Below are 23,781 nucleotides of genomic sequence, written 5' to 3' on the forward strand. Positions count from 1 at the left end.
TTAATTAAACGTGTTGCAGGGCTTTTTCCGCGAGCTGTGCAAAATAGCGGGCAGCGGGTTCGATTAATGCTTCGTCCGGGTTAAATGCCGGGTGATGTAACCCAAACGGACTGTTGCTGCCGATGCTGACAAACGCGCCGGGTATGTTTTGCAGATAGACCGCGAAATCCTCCCCGCCCATGTGCAGTTCCGCATGCCGGGTTTCATATCCCGCTTCGCGCGCGACCGAGGTGGCAAACCCGGCCCAGTGCTCATCGTTCACCAGCGCGGTGGGCCCGGCGTACCAGGTGATGTTGATCTGCGCGCTAAAGGCGCTGGCAAATCCGGCGGCGATTTCACCGACGCGCGCTTTTACGTTCTGCTGCACTTCCATGCGGTGCGTGCGCAGCGTACCCTCCAGCTCAACGCTTTCCGGCAGCACGTTCCAGGTATTTCCCCCGGCGATGCGCGTCACGCTCAGAACAACCGAATCCAGCGTGTTGACGTTACGGCTGGCAACGCTTTGTAGCGCGGTCACCAGCTGGCTTGCCAGCACGATGGCGTCGTTGCCTTCATGGGGACGTGCGGCATGCGCGCCTTTGCCGGTCACGTGAATAACGAAGCGATCGACGTTGGCATAGAACGGGCCGCCGCGCGTGGCAAACTCGCCGACCGGCAGTGAAGGCTCGTTATGCATTCCAAAAATCGCGCGTACGTCGCGTAACGCCCCGGCCCGCACCATGCTTTTCGCTCCTCCGAAATTTTCTTCCGCAGGCTGGAACAGGAGCCGCACACGACCGTTAAGCGAGGCTTCCCGCTCCTTCAGCTTTAGCGCGGCGCCGAGGATCACGCTGGTGTGGATGTCGTGTCCGCAGGCATGCATCACCCCGGCACGCCGGGAGCTAAACGGCACCCCGCTGCGCTCGTCGATGGGTAACGCGTCGATATCGGCGCGCAGCGCAACCAGTGCGTTGCCCGTGCCGATCTCTGCAACCAGCCCGGTCTGGAGATCGTAATCCAGCGGGGCAATCCCGGCGGCCGTCAGCCACTCGCGCAGGCGCGCCGTTGTTTCGACCTCCTGACCGGAGAGTTCAGGGTTCTGGTGCAGCTCACGGCGCCAGGCAATCAGTTGTTCGCTAAAGCTCATACGGTCACCTCCCTGTTAAGACGCGCCTCGGCCAGCAGTCGCAGTGACTGTACGCGCGTTGCGCCATCAGCGACCGGCGTGTCGATGATAAATTCGTCAATCCCCCACTGCTGATGCAGCGCGTTGAGCTGTTCAAGCACCGACGCCGCCGTTCCGGCCAGCAGAGACTGCGCCCGACGCGCGATGCGCACCGGTTCACTCCCCGCCTGCCGCGCAAAGGCGTAGGCCTGTTCTTCGCTGGCCACGGTGACACGCTGTCCGTTTGCCAGCTCCACGCCCCACACTTCAACCTTCTGCGCCAGCGCATCGGCTTCAGCTTGAGTTGGGGCAACAATGACCTGCACGGCCACAATCACCTCCCGGACGCTGTGTTGACGCCAGGCTGTGACGACCTCGCGCAGCAGCTCAGGATCACCGTTCAGATGGGCGGCAAAGACAAAATGCCAGTCGAGGGAGGCCGCCAGCAGCGCGCTTTCGGTGCTGGCACCCAGCAGAAATCCCCGGGCAGGCACCGGCGGCAGCGGCGTGGCGCGAACGTCCTCCTCCGCTGACTGATTTTCAGGGCGGATCCAGCGATCGAGCTGCGTCAGTTGTTCAGCAAAGCTGCCTTTTTCCTGCGGATTAAGGCCGTGCTGCAAGGCGCGGGTAGAGAGCGGCAGGCCGCCGGGCGCTTTGCCAACGCCCAGATCAACCCGGCCCGGCGCAATGGCGGCCAGTACGTTAAAATTTTCGGCAACTTTATAGGGGCTGTAATGTTGCAGCATGACGCCGCCTGAGCCCACGCGAATGCGTTTTGTTTGCCCGAGGATCCAGGCAATCAGCAGCTCCGGCGAGGGGCTGGCAAGCTGCGGGGTATTGTGGTGTTCGGCAATCCAGAAGCGGTGATAACCCAGCGTTTCTGCCTGTTGCGCCAGTGCTAAGGTTCGCGCCAGCGCATCGGCGGCTGTTTCGTGTTCTGCGACGGGGCTTTTATCCAGAATGCTGATTCGCCATGACATGTTGCGTTCTCGTTTGACTTAACATGTCGTCATTATTAAAGGCGGATTTCACCTCTGAGAAACAATTAATTTACATTTGGATTGCCGGAAAACGGCAATAGAGAGTCTGTCATCGGCGTGATTTGAGCGATGTAATGAGTCTTTCCGCATCCTGCCGTCGGGTAATGCGGAGAAAGCGAATGTGTGCGTACTGCGGGTTTTGCATATCCGCCTCATATCGTTTGCGGTTGCTGCGCCAGGTTTTGATCGTCCAGATGATAATAGAGTCCTTGCTAAGGAACGACCGACGAAAGCTTTCGCGGTTCCCCGTGCCGGGCCAGAGCTCCTGTTTGTGCCAGGCGCGTCTGGAGGCCCGCGTCACCGCCTGCCAGAGCGTGCGGATAAACCCACGATCTATCCACACCACCAGATCGACGTCGCGCCACTTAACGTCGCGTGTGCGGTTGTAATTCCCGTCCAGGACCCAGTCTTGCGAGGCGGCGAGCGCTTTTTCCAGGGTTGCAAGAAACTCATCATCCGGTGTTCCCTGCCAGTTCGCTCGCCAGTAAAGCCTGTCCATCTCAATGTAAGGGATAGCCAGCGCCTCCGCGATTCGCCTGCCAAACGTGCTTTTCCCACTTCCGCTGGTGCCTATGATATTGATTTTCACCGTTCCGCCTGCACATGCTGAAGAAAACGGATCGAATCATAACGTTAATAATTTGTTTACGAAACGCCAGACTGCTCGTTCGGATACTGCTCGTCGGTGACCTTCTCCAGCCATGCCACCGGACTCCCGTCGACAGCTTCTGCGATGGCGATATGGGTCATGGCCGTCTGCGCGCTTGCGCCGTGCCAGTGCTTCACGCCGGGTGGGATCCAGGCGATATCACCCTGATTCAGCGGTTCCGCCTCTTTCCCCCACTCCTGTAACCAGCCGCGCCCCTGCGTCACGATCAGCGTTTGTCCAAGAGGATGCGTATGCCAGGCGGTACGTGCGCCGGGTTCAAAGGTGACGGTCGCGCCGCCGACTTTTGCCGGTTCAGTCGCCTGGAAAGGTGCGTCAATGCGCACGCAGCCGGTAAACCAGGCCTCTGGCCCCTGAACAGAAGGTAACGAACCGCTACGGATAATTTTCATGATTAACTCCTCGTTTGCTGTTGCGTTAACAGTAGCGTAAAGCCATGGGGAGCATTAGAGTGCATAATCAGAAAGGAATCATGAGTTCAATTCATAAATCGAGTAAGCCGCCATGTTAAAAGACAACTTCAACGATCTGCTTTCCTTTATGGTCGTCGCCCGGGAGCGCAGCTTTACCCGCGCCGCGGCGCAGCTTGGGGTATCTCAGTCGGCACTCAGCCACGCAATGCGCAATCTGGAAGCGAGGCTGGAAGTCCGTCTGTTAACCCGCACCACCCGTAGCGTGGCTCCTACCGAGGCCGGCGAGCAACTCTTTATGCGCTTAAGCCCCCATCTGCTGGAGATCGAGCAGGAACTCACCGTGCTGCGTGATACCCGCGACAGACCTGCCGGGAATATTCGCCTTACCGCCGGGGAGCACGCCATGTCTGCGGTGCTGTGGCCTGTGCTTATACCCTTTATGGCGCAGTATCCTGACATCAACGTTGAAGTCACGGTGGACAATGGGCTGACTGATATTGTCGATGGCCGCTTTGACGCGGGGGTGCGTCTGGGTGAGCAGGTGGCGAAAGATATGATTGCCGTACGTATTGCGCCGGACATGCGCATGGCGGTCGTCGGGTCGGCAGAGTATTTGCAACGTTTCGGCGTACCGGAAACGCCGGAGCAGCTTGATCAGCACCGCTGCATTAATATGCGCCTGCCCACACGCGGCGGATTATATGCCTGGGAATTTGAACGGGACGGACGTGAGCTGCGCGTGCGGGTTGACGGCCAGCTGATCCTCAACAGCCTGCCGCAACGCATCGATGCCGCCGAAAACGGTCTGGGGCTGGCGTACGTCCCGGAAGATGCGGTTCAGGACGCCCTTGCTGAGAGCCGGTTAGTGCGTGTGCTTGAAGCCTGGTGCCCGGCTTTTACGGGATACCATCTGTACTATCCGAGCCGCCGCCAGCACACTACCGCGTTTGCATTACTTATTGCAGCCCTGCGGCATTCATAAGCTCTACCTATAAGTAACTATTAAGTAAACCTGATGATTAAATCAGCATTCACAGACCTTTTTGCCTAAAAAAACGCCACGATTCAGCGCGTTGTGATCCCCGTCTGCTCTGACCACACGATTTCCTTCGACGTGCATCACTTTCGGCACGGTTATATTTTGCGTCGCTTATCAATTGCGGGTAGGATGCCTCGCCATGTTTTGCCTTATCCATACACAGAATGACTGGAAAGGCAGCATGTGTCTGCGCAGAAGCAATCGTTTGTTTCGGCATCTGCCAGGCAGGACTATCACGTTAATGGTTCAGACAGGCAAACAGGTAACTCAATGAAAACAAGCAATAAAAGCGCAGCCGATCATCATGCTGCGAAACGTCGCTGGTTGAACTCTCATGAAGAGGGCTATCACAAGGCGATGGGCAACCGTCAGGTGCAGATGATCGCCATCGGCGGCGCTATCGGTACAGGTCTGTTTTTAGGTGCAGGCGCACGTCTGCAAATGGCTGGCCCCGCTCTCGCCCTGGTCTATCTGGTGTGCGGGATCTTCTCTTTCTTCATCCTTCGCGCCCTCGGCGAACTGGTACTCCACCGCCCTTCCAGCGGCAGCTTTGTCTCTTACGCCCGCGAGTTTCTTGGTGAAAAAGCCGCGTATGTCGCGGGCTGGATGTACTTCGTTAACTGGGCGATGACCGGTATCGTCGATATCACCGCCGTTGCGCTGTATATGCACTACTGGGGCGCGTTTGGTGATGTACCGCAGTGGGTGTTCGCCCTCGGGGCGCTGGCAATTGTCGGAACCATGAACATGATCGGCGTGAAATGGTTCGCCGAAATGGAGTTCTGGTTCGCGCTGGTGAAGGTGCTGGCCATTGTGATCTTCCTGGTGGTCGGGACCGTATTCCTCGGCACCGGTAAACCGCTGGACGGTAACGCAACCGGCTTCCACCTGATTACCGATAACGGTGGTTTCTTCCCGCACGGCCTGCTGCCAGCGCTGGTTCTGGTGCAGGGGGTGGTGTTCGCCTTTGCCTCCATCGAACTGGTCGGTACGGCGGCAGGCGAATGTAAAGATCCGCAGACGATGGTGCCAAAAGCCATCAACAGCGTGATCTGGCGTATCGGTCTGTTCTATGTGGGTTCCGTGGTGCTGCTGGTGCTGCTGCTGCCGTGGAATGCATACCAGGCGGGGCAAAGCCCGTTTGTGACCTTCTTCTCTAAGCTGGGCGTGCCGTACGTGGGCAGCATCATGAACATCGTGGTACTGACCGCCGCGCTCTCCAGCCTGAACTCCGGGCTCTATTCGACGGGCCGTATCCTGCGCTCTATGTCGATGGGGGGCTCTGCGCCGAAGTTTATGTCGAAGATGAGCAAGCAGCAGGTGCCTTACGCGGGTATTCTGGCCACGCTGGTGGTGTATATCTTTGGCGTGTTCCTGAACTATCTGGTGCCGTCTCAGGTGTTTGAGATCGTGCTGAACGTCGCGGCACTGGGCATTATTGCTTCCTGGGCCTTTATCGTGGTGTGTCAGATGCGTCTGCGCAAAGCGATCAAAGAAGGAAAAGCGGCTGACGTCAGCTTCAAGCTGCCGGGCGCACCGGTGACCTCCTGGCTCACCCTGCTGTTCCTGTTCAGCGTGCTGGTACTGATGGCGTTTGACTACCCGAACGGTACTTACACCATCGCGACGATCCCACTGCTGGCGGTTCTGCTGATTGCTGGCTGGTTCGGCGTGCGTAAGCGCGTTCACGAGATCCACAGCACCGCGCCGCTTCATCACGACGATGAAAAGCACGACGCACCGCTGGTAGAAGAAACCTCGCGTTAATAAAAAAGCCGGGTGGCGGCTTCGCCTTACCCGGCCTGCATTTCATGGTTTTTTTATGCCCGGTAAGCGCACCACCACCGGGCAATGCCCACCTTAGAGTGCAATACGAATCACATCGTCAGGCTGGGTCGCTTCCTGCTGACGGGTTGATTTCTGTTTCACCGTCACGTACAGCGTTTTACCGTCCACAGACAGCGCCAGGCTGTTCGGGTAAACCGGGGTATCGTAGGTTTTGGTCACTTTGTAGGTTTTGGCGTCAATCACACTCACCTTACCCGCCTCGCGGTGCGTCACATAGGCTTCGTTACGCGCCGGGTTAAACAGTACGGCCAGCGATTCTGGCGCGGCGATTTTCTGCATCACGCTGCCATCTTTCAGATTCACCACCAGCACTTCTGGCTGTTTTGAATCCGTCACAAACGCACGCTGGCCGGCAGTGTCCAGGCTCAGGTTCAGGTAGAAATGCTCTTTTCCGTCATCCTGCACTTTTTTACGGCTGAGGATTTTGTTGGTTGCCGTATCAATGGTCACCAGCTCGCCGTCCGCATTGGTGGTATACAGGCGTTTTGCTTTCGCATCCAGCGCCAGCCCGGTGCTGAACGTGCCGGTGTTGGTGATGGTGTCCTTCAGCTTCAGCGTTGCGCCATCAACAACCCAGATCACGCTCTCCTTGCCGATACCGGTAATGTAAACCGTATTGGTCGTGTCATCGGCCACCAGCTGGCGCGGCTGAAGCGGCTTCACCGTGTCGCTACGCTTGCGATCGTCCAGCACCAGGCGCCCTTTCACCTCGCTCGTTTTGGCGTCAATCGCCGTCACGGCGCTGTTGACGGTGTTACCGAACCACAGCGTCTGGGTGGCGTTATCGATCGTGGCGCCAAACGGCTTGAGATCGTTATGAATCGCCTGCGTCACTTCCAGCGTGACCGGATCCAGACGATAGACCACGCCGCCCTTATCGGTTTTGCGGCTTTGTGACGTCGCAACCCACAGCGCGTTTTCCTGCTGGCTGACGGCCATTTCATACGCGCCCTTGCCGACCGCTTTGCGCAGCATCTCTTCAGCGGCATGAACCTGGAACGTACTGGCAAACAGTAAAGAGCCCAACAGCAGAGACCCACGCAGGCGCGGCGAGCACAGATGACGTAAAGACATAACAATTCCTTTTTAAATGAGGAGATTTACCGCTGACATCACTTCCGGTGGGCAAAGTCATCGCTTTGCCGCTATTTTAATGAGAATAGTAATCATTAATGAATTGAATGTGGAGTATTTCTTTCCTTCAAAGCATTACATTCACGAAATGTGCGGTTATAGTTTTCATAACATTTACAAAGGATTTAACATATATACACAGGTTCCAGTTGATTTGGTTCGAATTTTTCTTAACCGGTTTACTCCATGAAAATTATTACTGCCCGTAAGGCATCACTACCACTGCTGTTCGTTCCCGTCATTTTTGGCCCGCTGAGTGCGATGGCCGCGGATGAACAGACCCTGATCGTCAGCGCCACGCCGCAAACCGTCTCCGAACTGGACACCCCGGCCGCAGTCAGCGTGGTGAACGGCGAGGATATGCGACATGCCACACCGCGCATCAACCTTTCTGAATCCCTTGGGAGCGTACCAGGCCTGCAAATCCAGAACCGCCAGAACTATGCTCAGGATCTGCAACTTTCCGTTCGCGGATTCGGCGCGCGTTCAACCTTCGGCGTACGCGGGATCCGCATGTACGTGGACGGCATTCCGGCAACCATGCCCGACGGCCAGGGGCAGACATCAAACATTGACCTCAACAGCATTGAGAGCGTCGACGTGCTGCGCGGGCCCTTCTCCGCCCTGTACGGGAATGCCTCCGGCGGCGTGATCAACATCAACACCCAGACCGGACAACAGCCAGCCACCGTTGAAGCCAGCAGCTATTACGGCAGCTACGGCACCTGGCGTTACGGCATGAAGGCCACCGGTGCGGTGGGCGACGGGACTCAGGCGGGTGATGTGGACTATGCGGTATCCACCACCCGTTTCACCACCCATGGCTATCGTGACCACAGCGGCGCACGGAAAAACCTCGCCAATGCGAAACTGGGCGTGCGCATTGATGATGTCAGCAAGCTAACGCTGATTTTTAACAGCGTGGACATGAAAGCCAACGATCCGGGCGGACTGAGTTATCAGGAGTGGCAGAACAACCCGCGTCAGTCACCCCGTGGCGATCAGTACAACACGCGGAAAACCATTAAGCAGACCCAGGCCGGGCTCCGCTATGACCGTCAGCTGAGCGAACAGGACGACCTCAGCGTGATGATGTATGCCGGTGAGCGTGAAATGACCCAGTACCAGTCCATTCCGGCGTCCACTCAGCGTGACAATCCTGCCCATTCGGGCGGCGTAATTGATATGCAGCGCCACTATCAGGGTATTGATACCCGCTGGACCCATCGCGGCGAGCTGCTGGTGCCGGTAACGTTTACCACCGGCCTGAACTACGAAAATATGAGTGAAAATCGTCGCGGGTATGAAAACTTCGTGATGAACAACGGCGTGCCGGATTATGGCGTGAAGGGTAACAAACGCCGTGACGAACGTAACCTGATGTGGAACCTTGATCCCTACCTGCAAACCCAGTGGCAGCTCACGCAAAAGCTGTCCGTTGAGGCAGGCGTGCGTTACAGCTCCGTCTGGTTTGACTCCAACGATCATTACATTACCCCGCAAAACGGCGATGACAGCGGTGACGCCAGCTACCATAAATGGCTCCCGGCAGGTGCGGTGAAATACGCCGTGACCGACGCCTGGAACCTGTATGCCGCAGCGGGACGGGGATTCGAGACCCCGACCATCAACGAACTCTCCTACCGTCCTGATGGCAAAGGCGGCCTCAATATTAATCTGCAACCGTCAACCAACAACACCTATGAGATTGGCAGCAAAACCCGCATCGGCAATGGCATCCTGACGGCGGCGCTGTTCCGCACGGATACCGACAACGAGATCGTGGTGGACGAAAACAAAGATGGTCGCACGACCTACAAAAATGCGGGGAAAACGCGCCGTCAGGGTGTGGAAATTGCGCTCGACCAGCAGTTTGCCGAAAACTGGAAGCTGAAAATGGCGTGGACCTATCTCGATGCGACCTACCGTACCAACGTCTGTAGCAATGCAGACTGTAGCGGCAACCGGATGCCGGGGATTGCCCGTAACATGGGGTATGCGTCGTTTGGCTGGGAGCCTGAGGAAGGCTGGTACGCGGGGGCAGATGCCCGCTACATGAGCGACGTGATGGCAAACGACACCAATACCGCCAAAGCGCCCTCTTATACCGTGGTCGGTCTGAATACCGGGTATAAACTCAATTACGGCAAATGGGGAATGGACATCTTTGGTCGCGTCGATAACCTGTTCGATAAAGAGTACGTCGGTTCAGAGATTGTTAACGCTGGCTACAATCGCTATTACGAACCCGCCCCTGGCCGTAACTATGGCGTGGGCCTGTCGGTCTCTTATCGCTTTGAGTAAAACATTTTCCGGCAGCGCACGTTGCCGGTAAAAAATAACATCATTCCCGGTAGCCTGAAGCGCCGGGAATATACTCAGGGAAGTTTAAAACGAATAAACAAATAAGTGCGCCAGAGGGATCCTTAACTGTAGTATTGCCGTTGCAGAAGGATATTGGCTTCATCAATGGCGCGGTCGATCGCTTCCCGGCTGGCCAGCACGTCCCTTTGCTCAAGCGCAGAAAGCAGATCGGCATAATGATAGGTCGTTGCAGGGATATCTTTCATCTCTTCATGCAGGTAGTTGATACACGGACCAATCCGTACCCAGAGCTGCTCAATCAGCGAGTTCAGGGTCGGCATTTCGGCATACTGATAGAGCGTAAACCGGAACACGCGGTTGGCATGGATCGCCTTCTGCACGTCGCCCTGATGCATGGCGGTGCTGAAGTTATCTGACAGCGCGCGTAATGCATCCAGTTTGGTCTCGGTCATATTCTGACACGCCGCCGCAACGGCCATTGGCTCAAGCTGTTTTCGGATGGCGTTAATTTCGTTATAGCGCTCCAGCGTAACCTCTGGCACCAAAAACGCCTGTGCAGGCGTGGCCTGTAATGCGCCCGCCGACACCAGGCGCAGCAGGGCTTCGCGTACCGGTGTGATGCTGGTGCCTAATTTATCGGCAATCTCTTTCGTGATGAGTCGAGCCCCAGGTTTTAATGAGCCCGTAATTAACGCTCCCTTTAAACTGTTCTCAACTTGCATCGTCAGACTGATTCTTTGTGCTTTTTCCAGATTTTCCAAATCAAGCATGTTTAATTCCCGTAGCCAAAACAAAATGCCATTTTCAGCGACTGTTTAAAAAAACATCGCCGGTTTGATATATCCTGTATCGTCATGCCTGGTATGAAGGGCGCGCGTTAAAATAAAAATTGTTCAGTTAATATTACGTTTACCACTTCTGGCTCAGCTGGGCCGATGGCGCGCAATGCTTATGGATTAATTAAAGACAATATATCGTATCTTCACAAATAATTATGGCGGACTTTGCCCGCCATAACCGATGCTCTGTTTAGTCCGCCGCCACGCGGATCACGACCTTGCCGAAGTTTTTCCCTTCCAGCAGCCCAATCAGCGCCTCTGGCGCCGCGTCCAGCCCTTCGGTGACCTGCTCGCGATAGTGTACTTTGCCTTCCTTCATCCAGCGTCCCATTTCCTGCTGGAACTCGTCGATACGATGACCATAGTCCTGAGCGATGATAAAGCCCTGCATGCGGATGCGTTTTTTGAGGATGGTCCCCATCAGCAGCGGCAAGCGATCCGGACCATCCGGCAGGTTGGTCGCGTTGTAGCCGCTGACCAGTCCGCAAACAGGTACGCGCGCGGAGGTATTCAGGAGCGGCAGTACGGCGTCAAAGACTTTACCGCCGACGTTTTCATAATACACGTCAATGCCCTGCGGGCAGGCTTTCGCCAGCTGTTCAGCAAAATCATTCGCATGGTGATCCAGACAGGCGTCGAAACCGAGCACGTTGACCGCATGACGGCATTTCTCCTCCCCGCCGGCCACGCCGATAACCCGGCACCCTTTGATTTTACCGATCTGCCCCACCGTTGCGCCGACCGGCCCCGTGGCTGCCGCCACGACAAGCGTTTCCCCCGCCTGAGGCTGACCGATATCAAGCAGCCCCATATACGCGGTGAAGCCCGGCATTCCCAGCACGCCGAGTGCCCATGAAGGGTGCGACGGGTTTTCGCCCAGCCTGACCAGTCCTTTCCCGTCGGAAAGTTCATACTCCTGCCAGCCGCTGTAGCCCAGAACCCACTCACCCTCTTTATAATCCGGATGGCGGGAGGTCTCGACGCGGCTTACCGTGCCGCCCACCATCACCGCGCCAATCTCGACAGGAGGTGAATAGGACGGCGCATCGCTCATACGGCCCCGCATGTACGGATCAAGCGAGAGCCATACGGTGCGTAATAACACCTGCCCCTCTGCGGGCGTGGGGATCGGCTGCTCTTCCAGGCGGAAATTTTCGGCAACCGGTGCGCCGTGTGGACGGGAAGCCAGTACCCAGCGTCGGTTTTGCGTAGTTGATTGACTCATTCATCGCTCCTTAGTGCTGAAAATGTCATTCAAGTCTGGCACGTTATCCTGCGGATCGCCTTCGCATTATGAGGCGGACTGATTAAGCCGCACGACCAGATAGAGGCACGATTCATCCGTTTCGTTGATAAACCGGCAGTCGTTCGGCGGACCGAGTTCCAGACAATCTCCGGCCTTCATTTCATGGCGAGTATCCCCCTCCAGAAAGACCAGTTCACCTGCCTGCAACCAAATCAGCTGTCGCGCCAGCGCATAAGAGGAGGCGGGCATCGGCACATCGCTGCCCGCGGGCAGCTCCACCTGGACGAGGTCGATAGGCATATCGCTGCGCGGCGAGACATGGCGACGCAAATAGTGGGTTTGCGGATCGCGCCAGACGGGCTGGTTCGCCAGACGTAACAGTTTGCCCTCCTGCATTTCCGCGCGCGCAATGAGCGTAGACATGCTAATACCGAAGGCACCGGATAACCGGGCAAGCAGCGTCGCCGTTGGGCTACTGTCACCCCGCTCAATCTTATGGATCATGGCGCGTGAGATACCTGCCCGTTCGGCCAGTTCGCTTAATGACCAGCCCCGCGACTCGCGTTCAAGGCGTATACGGGCGCTAATGCGTTGATTCATATTGTCTGTCATTGTGTTCATGACGTCATACTATAGTGTACGGATGGTTTTTCGGGGCAGTTTTGTGACAAAAAAATAGGGATTTTGTCGTAGCGATGCAATACAAGAACTGTGTAATATTGTGAGTAAATCGTACTACTATAGTGAACAACACAGCCAGAGGTTAACCATGATTGTTCGTCATGCCTGTAAAGAAGATTGTGCCGCTATCGGTGAAATTTATAACCATGCGGTGCTGCACACCGCCGCCATCTGGAACGATACAACTGTCGACACCGATAACCGTATTGCATGGTTTGAGGCGCGTACGCTGTTGGGTTATCCGGTGCTGGTCAGTGAAGAAGAAGGTGTTGTGACGGGATACGCCTCATTTGGCGACTGGCGAGCGTTCGACGGTTTTCGCCATACGGTGGAGCACTCGGTTTACGTTCATCCCGATCACCAGGGCAAAGGCATTGGTCGACTGCTAATGACGGAATTAATCAAGGAAGCCCGCCAGATTGGTAAACATGTGATGGTTGCCGGTATTGAGGCGCAGAATCGGGCGTCGATTCATCTGCATGAAACCCTGGGCTTTATGACCACCGGAAATATGCCGCAGGTGGGAACCAAATTCGGTCGCTGGCTGGATTTAACCTTTATGCAACTCCAGCTCGATGAGCGCAGCGATCCGGATGCTCTGCCATGAATCAATCGTTGACGTTAGCGTTTCTGGTGGCCGCCGGGATTGGGCTGGTGGTACAAAACACCCTGATGGTGCGCATTACGCAATCCTCTTCCACCATTCTTATCGCCATGCTGCTGAACTCGCTGGTGGGGATTGTGCTGTTTGTCAGCATTTTGCTTATGAAAAATGGCCTGGCGGGGTTTAGCGAACTGGCGTCAACGGTGCGCTGGTGGACGTTAGTACCCGGCCTGCTGGGGTCATTTTTTGTCTTTGCCAGTATTAGCGGGTATCAGAATGTGGGCGCGGCAACGACCATTGCCGTGCTGGTGGCAAGCCAGCTGATTGGCGGCCTGGTGATGGACATCCTCAAGAGCAACGGTGTCCCCCTGCGGGCGCTGGTAGGCCCGGTCTGCGGCGCAGTGATGCTGGTGGTTGGCGCCTGGCTGGTGGCACGGCGCCAGTTTTAACCCTTACAGGATAGTCCCACCCTGCGTGAGGTGGGCATGGCGCGCCTCCGCCTCTTCTTTATGCTGCTTACCATGATGCGCAATCGCGGTACGCAGGCGCTGCTGCTGGGTATAGCGATCTTCACGGCTTAGCTCTGCATCATCGCTTAATTCGATCAGCAGTTCGTTCATGTGGGTAATTACGCTCTCTTCGATGGCAGCGTCGACGCGGGCGATAACATCGGTTAAATGTGACATTGTCACTCCTTTCCAGATGCCCGGTGGCGCTACGCTTACCGGGCCTACGGGTGGTAACTGTAGGCCGGGTAAGGCATAGCCGCCACCCGGCAAGAATACGATCAGTTCAGCTTCGCTTTCGAGAAGTCACTGCCCATCAGACTCACGCTGTACCCGGTCACGTTGCTGCGGGTCGCGTAGAACGTTTTGCCGTTAGCTAACGCAATCCAAGGTGCCTGCTGGTAGAAAATCTCCTGTGCCTGGCCATACAGCTTCGCACGTTCGTCCGGGTTGCTGGTCAGTTTGGCCTTTTGCACCAGCTCATCATACCCCTTATCACACCAGCGCGCGGCGTTAGATCCGGTTTTGATGCTGTTACAACCCAGCAGCACATCGGCGAAGTTGTCCGGATCGCCGTTATCAGACATCCAGCCGAACAGCGCGGAATCATGCTCGCCTTTACGCATGCCGGAGAGATATTCCCCCCACTCGTAAGAGACGATTTTCGCCTTCACGCCCACTTTCGCCCAGTCAGCCTGGATCATCTCCGCAATGCGTCGCGAGTTCGGGTTGTACGGACGCTGAACCGGCATGGACCAGAGGGTCACTTCCGCGCCTTTCTCCAGACCCGCCTGCTTCAGCAGCGCTTTCGCTTTTTCCGGATCGTAGCCGTAATCCTTCAGGTCTTTATTAAAGCCGAGCATGTTCGGCGGGATCGGCGATTTAGCGACCGTACCAGACCCCATAAAGACCGCGTTCACAATGGCCTTTTTGTCCGTTGCGTAATTCAGCGCCTGGCGCACCAGCACGTTATCAAACGGTTTTTTCTCCGTGTTGAACGCCAGGTACCCCACGTTCAGCGCATCTACCGAGTGCAGGGTCAGGTCTTTGTTTTTCTTGATCGCTTCAAACTGCACCGGCGACGGCGCAGGAATGATCTGACACTCGTTCGTTTGCAGCTTAGCCAGACGCGTCTCAACGTTTGGCGTGATGGAGAAGATCAGGTGTTTGGTCGGCACCTCTCCCTCCCAGTAGTTCGGATTGGCAACGTAGCGGATCAGCGAATCCACCTTGTACTGCTGAAGCACATACGGCCCGGTGCCGATTGGCCAGGTGTCCACATTTTCAGGCGTACCCTTTTTCAGCATCGCGTCCGCGTATTCGGCAGAGAGGATCGAAGCGAAGTCCATTCCCCAGTCGGCCAGGAACGCCGCGTTAGGTTCACTCAGCGTGAACTGGACGTGATAATCGTCGATTTTTTTCACATCCTGAATGAGCTTGTCGAGGCCCACGTCATTAAAGTATTCGTAATTGCCCTGGGAAACATCGTGATAGGGATGCTTAGGGTCTTTCTGACGCATAACGGAGAAAATAACGTCATCAGCGTTAAAATCACGGGTCGGTTTGAAGTATTTATTGCTGTTGAATTTTACCCCTTTACGCAGGGTAAACGTGTATGTTTTGCCGTCTGGCGAAATGGTCCACGACTCGGCCAGAGAAGGCACCGGCGTGTTTTTTACCGGGTCGAAGTTAATCAGACGGTTATACAGCGTTTGCGAGCTGGCGACAAACGAGGGGCCAGAGCTGGCGATCTGCGGGTTAAACGACTCCGGCGACGCCTCGGAGCAGTAGATAATGGTGTCTTTGTTTGCCGCCCATGCGGCGCTTGCCGGTAGCAGCGCGCTCAGCGCGAGGGCGAGCACGGTTTTCCCTGTAGACATGGTTATTACCCTTTCGGTTTTATTATAGTGAACAGTAATAACAGCACAGACGTTTTGGCCTGACAAATAACGAATCACTATCAGGTTATTCTAAAGCCGTACATTTCGCTGGTTTTAGCATCAGCCCGCAGAAACCGATTTGTCTTAAGGTTCATTATTCGTCAAGCACAACCGTCACGATCAATGCCGCAAGAAATCGTCCCTTTTGTCGTCTCCTCCGCCGTTTGTTTGCTTACCTGTTTCGTTACAGTAATGGCGTGAAGAAGTCTACAGGACCAAATCGTGGCAAAAACACTTTTACGCAGCGGTAATCTGGATGATTTTCAGGCCGTTGGCGGCGGCGGACAGGCCGTTTTTGAATCAGCGCTGCAAATCCGCGAAGCGCTTCGGTTGCGCAAACAGCAGGCTATTGTTGATTGCCTGGCCATCCCCCAGGTCAACGACGGCGGCGATCGCGTTGACTGGTACTCCCCGGTTGAGGGAACCGTCTCCAGCTGGAAGGCGGCGGATGAAGATGATCGTTATCGCGCCCTGCGCTATCTGGAAAACACGCTCGCCAGCGTGGAGTCGCTTAGTAAAAAATGCCTTCAGTCACCGAAAACGGCGCAGCAACTGTTTGGCTCTCTGCTCTCAAAAGCCTTTCAGTTTCCCGGTGAAAACTTTGTTTTCCTGGTGGATGGCAAACCGGTGATATGCTTCTGGGGTTTCGTCAACCTTAACGAAAACGCGCGCGACGACGTGCTGGACTGCCTGCGCGAATCGTTGGTCCCTGAACCTGAGCCAGTGGTGATTAACGAGCCTGAACCTGAACCGGAGTCAGAACCGGCCCCGGTGGTGACTTTTGCGCAGGCCGACGCGCCGCTTATCACGCCTGTGACTACCGTCCGTATCACCGACGATGAACTGTATACGCCAGAGCCGGTGCGCATAAACGCCGCGCCGCCAGAGCCCGCACCGGCGGCCTTACAGAAAAAACGTCGCTCCCCCCTGTGGTTGCTGCCGGTTGCCGCCGTCATTATTGCAGCCATCGCCACCCCGCTGCTCTGGCCAAAACAGGCCCCGATCGCAGCGCCTGTTGCCACACCAGCGCCAGTACCCGTCGCCATTGCTCCGGCCCCCATAAAGACGGTTGAGCCGCTTGAACTGAAACTCCCGCTGCACCATGCCGAAGTGGTAGAGCCGAAGGTGAAAACGCCTGCCCCGGCAGCCGAACCGGTGGTCATTACCGCGATACCGAAAGATGCGATGGTGATGGAGGCAAACCAGGTCAAAGCGGGGTTAACGCGCTTCCTGAACGGCACCTGGCGCGCGTTTCTCGATGTGCAGGATCCGCTCACCGGCAAACCGCCGTCGCTGCGCTACCAGATCCAGAACAATAAAGGTTTCGCCCGGGTCGTGCATGGCGACAACATTGTCTGCCGGGTGGACGTCTTTTCCGGATTACACAGCAACGGCGAGCTGTTGATCAAAACGCGCGGAAACGCGCGTTGCACCGACGGTTCACGCTATCCGATGCCGGAAGTGACCTGTAAGGCGGGTGCCAGCGACGTGGCGGAATGCACCGCACGTTACGATGCCAGCACCGTCGTTCCTCTGACGTTCAAGAAAGCAGGTGTCTGATCCTATGCTGGTTAATCTTTGCGACTATAAACAGAGCGTGACGCTGATTGCTAACAGCGGCGTGCAGTTTCTCGATTTTGGCCTGACTCCGCAGGACACCGCCAGCAACGGGCGTTTCGTGCGTAAAACGGCAAATGGCCCGCTGCTGCGCCTGGATTTTGACCTGGTTAACGGCCGGTACACGCTGCCTGCCACCGATGGCGGGCAGCCGGAAGTGGTCAAGCCTGAAAGCACCATTCCACTGCATGACTCCCTGACTGTGCTGGACGGCGTCTGGCTGCCGCTCCCTTTCCTGCGCTTTAACCCGCCGCGGACGTTTGTTGAAGGCCCGGATAACTGGGCGCGCGTCCAGGTACGAAAGCTTTCCACCCCCGACGCGGCTGGCAATACGCACCGGGTCACCGTCGCGCTCGACAGCCAGATTGCAGAGCATGCGACGTCTGCCCTGTCGCCGGTTGAAAACGATATCCTGAACGGCACGCGTTTCGCGCTCGCCTGGCGCGACAGTGAGGTTGAAAGTTTCCTCGACCAGACCTGGATTGACGGCTGGCTGCGCGAAGCCTTCACGCAGTTTGCTGACGGGGTTGAAAAACGCTCCGAGCGCGAGCTGCATCAGGCCATGCGCAGCTTTGAATATCAGGCGCACTGGCTCAACCTGCTCTCCATGCTCGGTGAACAACTCACCGTGCCGGAAGTAAAGTTTGTCACCCATACCCTGAGCACCCCTGCCATTCCTGTCGATCTGATCCTTGACGTAGGCAACACCCATACCTGCGGCGTGATTATTGAAGATCATGGTGATGCCAACGACGGCCTGCGCCAGACGGCTGAACTTCAGGTACGATCGCTGAGTGAGCCGCAGTTCCTGAATGAACCGCTGTTTACCAGCCGTCTTGAGTTTTCCGAAGCGCGTTTTGGCAAGCAGCACTTCTCGGTGGAAAGCGGCCGGGAGGATGCGTTCGTCTGGCCGTCGATTGTCCGCGTGGGTGATGAAGCGCGTAAGCTGGCGATGCAGCGTCTGGGCACGGAAGGCAACAGCGGCATCTCCAGCCCGCGTCGCTATCTGTGGGACGAGACGCCGGTGGTGCAGGACTGGCGCTTTAGCCAGATGAACAGCAAAACTCAGCGCGAACCGCTGGCAACCGCGTTTCCGCTGATGAACCTGATGAACGACGACGGGGAACCGCTCTTTACGCTGCCGCAGGATGAACGCCTGCCGGTATTCTCTCCGCAGTACAGCCGCAGCACCCTGATGACGCACATGCTCTGCGAGCTGCTGGCTCAGGCGCTTGGCCAGATTAACAGCGTGGCCACCCGCCTGCGGCTCGGCTTCCCGGCCTCTCCCCGCCAGCTGCGGACGCTGATCCTCACCCTGCCTTCGGCGATGCCGAAACAGGAGCGCGAGATTTTCCGTCGCCGCATGTTTGAAGCTATCGCCATCGTCTGGAAAGCGATGGGCTGGCACCCGCAGGATGAAGATTTTGCCAGCCGCAAGCAGCAGGAAAAAAGCGTGGTGCCGGTTCCTGAGATCCAGATGGAGTGGGACGAGGCCAGCTGCGGCCAGCTGGTGTGGCTGTATAACGAAGCCATTTCCCATTTCGGCGGTCAGACCGAGGCCTTTTTCGCCTCCCTCGCCCGTCCGGATCGCGCGCCTGAGCCTGACGTCCAGCCGGGGCGTGCGCTGCGCGTGGCCTCGATTGATATCGGCGGCGGCACTACGGATATGGCTATCACGCACTATCAGTTAGATGATGGTTCCGGGAATAACGTCAAAATCACCCCACAGCTGCTGTTCCGCGAAGGGTTTAAGGTCGCTGGCGACGACACGCTGCTGGACGTGATCCAGCGCTACGTTCTGCCTGCGCTGCAAACCCAGCTTCAGAAATCCGGCATAGCCGATGCTTCCCAACTGATGGCATCCCTGTTCGGCGACTCCGGGCGGATCGATACCCAGGCGGTCCTGCGCCAGCAGACGGCGCTTCAGCTCTTTATGCCGATCGGTCACGCGATCCTGGCGGCGTGGGAATCGAGCGATGTTGACGATCCGCTGGCCGGGCTGCACGCCATCTTTGGCGATCTGCTTGCGCAAAAACCGACGCGCAACGTGATGAATTATCTCCAGCAGGCGATCGACCATGCGTTGCCTGCTGGCTCAGAACACTTTGATCTGTTCAGCGTACCGCTGCACGTCAGCTTCCGGGAGATGCAGGACGCCATGCTGGCGGGTCAGTTCACGCTTGCCGCCCCGCTTCATGCGGTATGTGAGGCGATCTCTCACTACAGCTGCGATATCCTGCTGATCACGGGACGGCCGGGCTGTCTGCCGGGCGTTCAGGCCCTGATTCGCCACCTGCAACCGGTGCCCGTCAACCGCATCGTCTGGCTGGATAAATACCAGGTTCATGAATGGTATCCGTTCAGCCAGCAGGGACGGATCGGCAACCCGAAATCCACCGCTGCGGTGGGAGCGATGCTCTGTAGCCTGGCGCTGGATCTTCGTCTGCCGCGCTTTAACTTTAAAGCAGCGGATATCGGCGCGTACTCTACGGTGCGCTATCTGGGCGTGCTGGATAACACGATCAATACCCTGCGGGACGAGAACGTCTGGTATCACGATATCGACCTCGATAAACCCGGCGCGAAACTGGACGCCCGTCTGCACTTCCCGCTGCGCGGCAACGTTACGCTCGGCTTCCGGCAACTGGCCAATGCCCGCTGGCCCGCGACGCCGCTCTATACCCTGAGCATCAACTCAGCCGAGCTGGCGAAAGCCATTGCGGGCGACGGCGTACTGAACGTGCGTCTGAAGCTGCGTGGCGGCACTAAGCAGGAAGGCCCGGAATCTTTCGAGCTGAGTGATGCCTGGCTACAGGACGGCACGCCCGTGCCGCCGGATGCCCTGACCTTTAAACTGAATACTCTGGCCGATCGCCGACACAGCGGCAGCCACTACTGGATCGACAGCGGGAGCGTATACCTCAAATGACTGCGACGACTGCCACCACTCAGGCCTTAATCGGGTGGATCAACGAGACGCGACAGCACGCCCCGATGCTGGATAACGAAGCCGACGCCCTGCTTGCCCGCCTTAACGCAGTAAGCGCGCGTGAAGAAGCGCTCGATGCTGCCCTTGTCAGCCAGGGCAGCATCGGCTTATACGGCCACTCGCAGGCCGCAAAAGCGCACTTGCTGGCTGCCCTGTGCGGCAGCGGCGACGAACGGCTGAACATTACGCCGGGTCAACGCACGTTTGATTACTTCTCGCATATTAACCCCGGGCATGCACCGACCAACATGGCCGTGCGTTTCAGCAGAGCGTCCCGCGAGGTCGCAGACGACGCGTTTCCCCTGCGCCTGCGCCTGGTAACGGAGGCCGAGCTGGTGCAGCTGTTTATCGCGCGCACCACGCTGGAACCGCAGATCCGCGCGGTGGATAAATCGGTAATTGAAGCCCGGCTTGAGAAGTGGCGGGCGCTGCGTCAACCGCAGAGCGTGCCGGGAATGACGGCGCGGGAAGTCGCTACCATTGCCCGGTTCTGGCAAAGCGTAGTACCCGGCGCTAAGCAGCATATTGATGATGCCCTGTGGCACCAGTTTGCCCTGCTGGTTCCGTCGCTTGATCTCAGCACCCGCGCCAGCGTCTGGTCTCTGCTGTGGGGTGAGCAGCAGGAGTTAACCCACCAGTGGCTTAAATTCGCCCAGGTGCTGCATCAAACCAGCCATGCCAGCGCGCTTGCGGCGCCGTTGAGTCTGCTGGTGGACAGCTTTGGTCTGCCGTGTGAAGGTTTCCTTACTCACGGGGCGTTTACCGTGCCGGAAGCACAGGAAACACTGCTTCATCCGGTAAAAAACGGCGAGCTGCTTAACGCCATTAGCCTGCCCGTCGATGTACTGGCATCTCTGACCCGCGAAGTGATGCTGCCCGTTGAGCACTGCGTGCTGGATAACGTTGACGTTATTGATATTCCAGCTATTTCTGAGGAAAACACGCCGCTGATGATGCAGGCAAAATGCCTGTGGTTGCTGGAACATTATCGTCAGCACATTCAGCCGGATGTCCTGGTTATCTGCAATGCCACGGCGCACCACCAGCAGACCGCGAAAACGGCAAGGCTCCTGCAAAACTGGGTCAAAGAGACGCAGCCGGTTGAAGAGTCCGCGTTGCCGGGTCTGGTCTGGGCCATTACCCCTCATGACGCGCGGTTTACCACAAAGCAGAATCTGGACGAAGCGGTGCAGCAATTGCTGGGCCAGCCGGGTCTGCGCTGGGGCACGCTTCAGGCGCTCGATACCCACAGCATGCAGCGGGTGATTGAGTGGCTGTCGCAGGCTACCCTGCCGGCACAGCGCCAGAAGCGTCTCCGCGCGCTGAAAAGGCAGTTACAAGAGTCTCTGTCGACGCTGATGCGCCCATATGTCGCGCCTCTTACTCAGGAGCCAGGCGCAGGGCGGGCAATGGCCGAAAAAATGGTCCGAACGCTGCAAGGCAGTGCCGCTCGTCATGGTGAACTGCTTGAGGGACTTCTGCCGCCGTTAAACGCGTTTGAGACGCTGCTGACCGTTCACCAGCCTCGTGAGGAACAGGTCAACGGCCTGTTTAACGATGTTATCGATCTGTTTGCGGAAGAGACGCAGGAAAATCCAGGCGCGTTGCAGACCCAAGACAAGGCGCGGCTGGCCCATAACGTGTGGGTTAACCATCTTCGTCAGTGGAGTCGCAACGACGCGGCGGCTGCCCGTCTGGGCCTGGACACAGAGGTATTACAGCAGATTGCGGATGTGCTGATCGTTACCAGCTACCGGCTGGATCTGCCGCTGCAACTGCAACGCATTGCAGAAAAAGATAAAAGCAGTGCCGCGCAGCTGCATGCCGCGACAGGCAATTTCATTAGCTGGCTTGGCTATGAACTGACGCCCGTCGCTGAACGGCCTGCAAGCCGGATCCGCAAAGGTCAGCCAATTTTTGTGACGCCCGTTGTGAGCAGCGCTTCACCCCGTCTTACCCGGCTTGGCGAGCAGCCTGTCCATGCGGCAACAGCCTATGTTTATGACTGGCTGGTTGCGCTCTACACCCGCGCGATTGAGAACGTGGATTATCAGTGCCCGTATGACGTTCAGCCTGCTGCGCGGAAAGCCTTGTCTGCCTTGCTGTCTTAATCATTGCAGCCCGCAGCAATGCGGGCTACCCCTTCATGAGCCGTTTATGAAGCCAGATAAAGTCTGAGCCAACGCTGACGGGTTTTCCCAGGACATTGAATGGCCCGCATCAGGGATAATTTTTACAGCAACGCCGTTTTGTTGCAGACGATTAAAATCGTCATCAGGCAGGGAGCGCTCACCAAAGACTAACATTACCGGGCAGCGCAATGACAAGAACAGGTGTTCCCAGTCAGGTTTAACGCCCTCGACCAGGCTTGTTGCGCCGCGCCAGACGGCCCGGGGAGCATTGCTTTGAAGGCTTCCAGCCCACGGCGACGTTTCCGCCCGCAGCATGTCATCATAGCCCTGAGCCAGAAAATGTTGTTCCGTTTGGGCCGCAATTGCTCGGCTGAACATCCCGCCACCCGCATGAAAATTGGGTTCAGACACTATCAGGCCCTTAACGCGCGACGTTAACAGCGTTGCCGTCTCGATCGCGATACTCCCCCCCATGCTATGACCATAGAGCCAGAGACTATCCAGGCCGAGATGGTTTAACAGTTCAACCACCACCTGCGCCTGTTCGCTCGTGCAATAACGGTAGTTGTCAGGTTTGTCACTGTAACCGCTACCGGGAAGATCGATCAGAATGGCTCTGCGCCCCCCGAAACGGGTATCACAGACAATACGAGGATATTCATACGACGATGCACAGCCCAACCCGTGGATAAACACAACCGGGTCACCGAAACCGGGAAGATCCTGCCAGCGCACAGTGCAGCCTGCTTGCTGCGAATAGAAACTGTTCATAAGCACTCCATGTATGACGGACTGTATATTTATACAGCCTCAATGTATGGAATGCTATGTCTGGATGCCGATTCTGGAAGCGTACTTCAGAAAAGAGAGATCAACAGGGCAACAGGAAAGCTCATCGGCCAGGTAGAACCCACCAGAAATGCGCTCAACAGGCGAATACGTTTTCGATCTTTAGACAGGAACCAGGTGATTAATGCGCAGATGGAGGCCATGATTGCGTAGAACACCAACATCTTTTGATACAACGTCATTCTGTTTACCTGAGCCGAAAAATAACCGCACGCAATATGCGTCATATGTTGACACAGATCAAGTTTTTTCGTTACATCATAACCACTTAAACACTAAGGATAATAACAACTGAGTACCTTGTGTAACAACGCCGGGTAAAGCAAAACGGTTATTATTGATAAGATGCATATTAAATGCACTTTTTGATAAATCCATCCCTTCAGAAAGCAGTTTAATAACAGCAGGCTTTTAAGGGAGGAAACATGCTACGCATTCCGCAGAGTTGCATTCACACCCGTTCCACGCCTTTCTGGAACAAAGAAACGGCCCCCGCCGGCATTTTTAAACGTCACCTGGATACGGGCACGCGTCCGGGCGTTTACCCTCGCCTTTCGGTGATGCGTGGCGCAGTGCGTTATCTGGGCTATGCTGATGAATTTACACCTGAGCCTGACAGCGAGCTCGTCATTGAAGCGGGTCGTTTCGGCGTTTTCCCGCCAGAGAGATGGCACCACATTGAGGTGATGACCGACGACACCCTGTTCAATATTGAATTCTTTGTTGAACCTGAGGTGCTTAAGTCCCTTTAAGCGCCCGCCAACATGA

Annotated in this window: 21 protein-coding genes; 9 read left to right on the forward strand and 12 right to left on the reverse strand. The window is 56.7% G+C overall.

Annotated elements, in window-relative coordinates:
- Positions 1 to 4: 4 nt before the first annotated feature.
- From ACOTW6_RS01815 to ACOTW6_RS01830, 4 genes are all read right to left on the reverse strand, one after another.
- Positions 5 to 1,126, reverse strand: a complete 1,122-nt coding sequence (locus ACOTW6_RS01815) for an amidohydrolase (protein ID WP_213788806.1) — start codon at positions 1,124 to 1,126, stop codon at positions 5 to 7.
- On the reverse strand, positions 1,123 to 2,124 hold the full coding sequence (locus ACOTW6_RS01820; protein WP_017693372.1) for an MsnO8 family LLM class oxidoreductase: 1,002 nt from the start codon (positions 2,122 to 2,124) through the stop codon (positions 1,123 to 1,125). Before ACOTW6_RS01820 ends, ACOTW6_RS01815 begins: the two co-directional genes overlap by 4 nt.
- 109 nt (positions 2,125 to 2,233) lie before the next feature.
- A complete protein-coding gene (locus tag ACOTW6_RS01825; RefSeq protein WP_121478908.1) occupies positions 2,234 to 2,773 on the reverse strand; it encodes a shikimate kinase in 540 nt (179 codons plus the stop codon).
- A 56-nt stretch (positions 2,774 to 2,829) separates the two neighbouring features.
- Entirely contained in the window at positions 2,830 to 3,243 is a 414-nt protein-coding gene (locus ACOTW6_RS01830; RefSeq protein ID WP_213788807.1) for a (R)-mandelonitrile lyase, read from the reverse strand.
- A 112-nt stretch (positions 3,244 to 3,355) separates the two neighbouring features.
- Here ACOTW6_RS01830 and ACOTW6_RS01835 point away from each other — a divergent pair, with 112 nt between their 5' ends.
- Both ACOTW6_RS01835 and ansP read left to right on the forward strand, forming a co-directional pair.
- On the forward strand, positions 3,356 to 4,246 hold the full coding sequence (locus ACOTW6_RS01835) for a LysR family transcriptional regulator (RefSeq protein WP_121478907.1): 891 nt from the start codon (positions 3,356 to 3,358) through the stop codon (positions 4,244 to 4,246).
- Between the two features lie 327 nt (positions 4,247 to 4,573).
- Positions 4,574 to 6,070 (forward strand): L-asparagine permease, encoded by a 1,497-nt coding sequence (gene ansP / locus ACOTW6_RS01840; RefSeq protein WP_121478906.1) that lies wholly within the window; start codon positions 4,574 to 4,576, stop codon positions 6,068 to 6,070.
- A gap of 93 nt (positions 6,071 to 6,163) precedes the next feature.
- Here ansP and ACOTW6_RS01845 read toward each other — a convergent pair whose 3' ends face one another.
- Positions 6,164 to 7,225 carry a YncE family protein gene (locus tag ACOTW6_RS01845; RefSeq protein ID WP_121478905.1) on the reverse strand — a complete coding sequence of 354 codons (1,062 nt, stop codon included), beginning with the start codon at positions 7,223 to 7,225 and terminating at the stop codon, positions 6,164 to 6,166.
- 246 nt (positions 7,226 to 7,471) lie between these two features.
- Here ACOTW6_RS01845 and pqqU point away from each other — a divergent pair, with 246 nt between their 5' ends.
- Positions 7,472 to 9,589 (forward strand): TonB-dependent receptor PqqU, encoded by a 2,118-nt coding sequence (gene pqqU / locus ACOTW6_RS01850; RefSeq protein WP_213788808.1) that lies wholly within the window; start codon positions 7,472 to 7,474, stop codon positions 9,587 to 9,589.
- A gap of 122 nt (positions 9,590 to 9,711) precedes the next feature.
- Here pqqU and ACOTW6_RS01855 read toward each other — a convergent pair whose 3' ends face one another.
- The 3 genes from ACOTW6_RS01855 to ACOTW6_RS01865 form a co-directional block, all read right to left on the reverse strand.
- Entirely contained in the window at positions 9,712 to 10,380 is a 669-nt protein-coding gene (locus tag ACOTW6_RS01855; protein ID WP_121478903.1) for a GntR family transcriptional regulator, read from the reverse strand.
- Between the two features lie 259 nt (positions 10,381 to 10,639).
- On the reverse strand, positions 10,640 to 11,674 hold the full coding sequence (locus tag ACOTW6_RS01860) for an NADP-dependent oxidoreductase (protein WP_213788809.1): 1,035 nt from the start codon (positions 11,672 to 11,674) through the stop codon (positions 10,640 to 10,642).
- Positions 11,675 to 11,740: 66 nt separating this feature from the next.
- Positions 11,741 to 12,316 carry a helix-turn-helix domain-containing protein gene (locus ACOTW6_RS01865; protein WP_047051055.1) on the reverse strand — a complete coding sequence of 192 codons (576 nt, stop codon included), beginning with the start codon at positions 12,314 to 12,316 and terminating at the stop codon, positions 11,741 to 11,743.
- 148 nt (positions 12,317 to 12,464) lie between these two features.
- Here ACOTW6_RS01865 and ACOTW6_RS01870 point away from each other — a divergent pair, with 148 nt between their 5' ends.
- Together ACOTW6_RS01870 and ACOTW6_RS01875 are read left to right on the forward strand one after the other, a co-directional pair.
- Positions 12,465 to 12,983: a GNAT family N-acetyltransferase gene (locus ACOTW6_RS01870; protein WP_121478901.1), complete on the forward strand. Its 519-nt coding sequence runs from the start codon at positions 12,465 to 12,467 to the stop codon at positions 12,981 to 12,983.
- Positions 12,980 to 13,429 carry a DMT family transporter gene (locus tag ACOTW6_RS01875; protein ID WP_047717466.1) on the forward strand — a complete coding sequence of 150 codons (450 nt, stop codon included), beginning with the start codon at positions 12,980 to 12,982 and terminating at the stop codon, positions 13,427 to 13,429. The genes ACOTW6_RS01870 and ACOTW6_RS01875 overlap by 4 nt, the downstream gene beginning before the upstream one ends.
- 3 nt (positions 13,430 to 13,432) lie before the next feature.
- On the opposite strand, the gene ACOTW6_RS01880 is transcribed toward ACOTW6_RS01875, so the two are convergent.
- Together ACOTW6_RS01880 and ACOTW6_RS01885 are read right to left on the reverse strand one after the other, a co-directional pair.
- Positions 13,433 to 13,666: a YdcY family protein gene (locus ACOTW6_RS01880; RefSeq protein WP_032669817.1), complete on the reverse strand. Its 234-nt coding sequence runs from the start codon at positions 13,664 to 13,666 to the stop codon at positions 13,433 to 13,435.
- A gap of 101 nt (positions 13,667 to 13,767) precedes the next feature.
- Complete coding sequence (locus ACOTW6_RS01885) at positions 13,768 to 15,366, reverse strand: ABC transporter substrate-binding protein (RefSeq protein WP_121478900.1); 1,599 nt, start codon at positions 15,364 to 15,366, stop codon at positions 13,768 to 13,770.
- A 282-nt stretch (positions 15,367 to 15,648) separates the two neighbouring features.
- On the opposite strand from ACOTW6_RS01885, the gene ACOTW6_RS01890 reads away from it, so the two are divergent.
- The 3 genes from ACOTW6_RS01890 to ACOTW6_RS01900 are packed head-to-tail and all read left to right on the forward strand — an operon-like array spanning position 15,649 to position 22,143.
- The gene (locus tag ACOTW6_RS01890) at positions 15,649 to 16,986 is read left to right on the forward strand and encodes an SrfA family protein (protein WP_213788810.1); all 1,338 of its coding nucleotides are present in this window, start codon (positions 15,649 to 15,651) and stop codon (positions 16,984 to 16,986) included.
- Between the two features lie 4 nt (positions 16,987 to 16,990).
- Positions 16,991 to 19,972 (forward strand): virulence factor SrfB, encoded by a 2,982-nt coding sequence (locus ACOTW6_RS01895; protein WP_213788811.1) that lies wholly within the window; start codon positions 16,991 to 16,993, stop codon positions 19,970 to 19,972.
- Positions 19,969 to 22,143, forward strand: a complete 2,175-nt coding sequence (locus ACOTW6_RS01900) for a virulence factor SrfC family protein (protein WP_213788812.1) — start codon at positions 19,969 to 19,971, stop codon at positions 22,141 to 22,143. Before ACOTW6_RS01895 ends, ACOTW6_RS01900 begins: the two co-directional genes overlap by 4 nt.
- A gap of 33 nt (positions 22,144 to 22,176) precedes the next feature.
- Here the strand turns inward: ACOTW6_RS01900 and ACOTW6_RS01905 are convergent, their stop codons facing one another.
- Positions 22,177 to 22,935 (reverse strand): alpha/beta fold hydrolase, encoded by a 759-nt coding sequence (locus tag ACOTW6_RS01905; protein ID WP_121478897.1) that lies wholly within the window; start codon positions 22,933 to 22,935, stop codon positions 22,177 to 22,179.
- Between the two features lie 86 nt (positions 22,936 to 23,021).
- Positions 23,022 to 23,195 carry a GhoT/OrtT family toxin gene (locus ACOTW6_RS01910; protein ID WP_003856960.1) on the reverse strand — a complete coding sequence of 58 codons (174 nt, stop codon included), beginning with the start codon at positions 23,193 to 23,195 and terminating at the stop codon, positions 23,022 to 23,024.
- 243 nt (positions 23,196 to 23,438) lie between these two features.
- On the opposite strand from ACOTW6_RS01910, the gene ACOTW6_RS01915 reads away from it, so the two are divergent.
- The gene (locus ACOTW6_RS01915; protein WP_015570441.1) at positions 23,439 to 23,765 is read left to right on the forward strand and encodes a DUF1971 domain-containing protein; all 327 of its coding nucleotides are present in this window, start codon (positions 23,439 to 23,441) and stop codon (positions 23,763 to 23,765) included.
- The last annotated feature ends 16 nt before the right edge of the window (positions 23,766 to 23,781 follow it).

It is taken from the genome of Enterobacter cloacae complex sp. IR5403, from assembly GCF_049238705.1.
Taxonomy (GTDB): Bacteria; Pseudomonadota; Gammaproteobacteria; order Enterobacterales; family Enterobacteriaceae; genus Enterobacter; species Enterobacter hormaechei_C.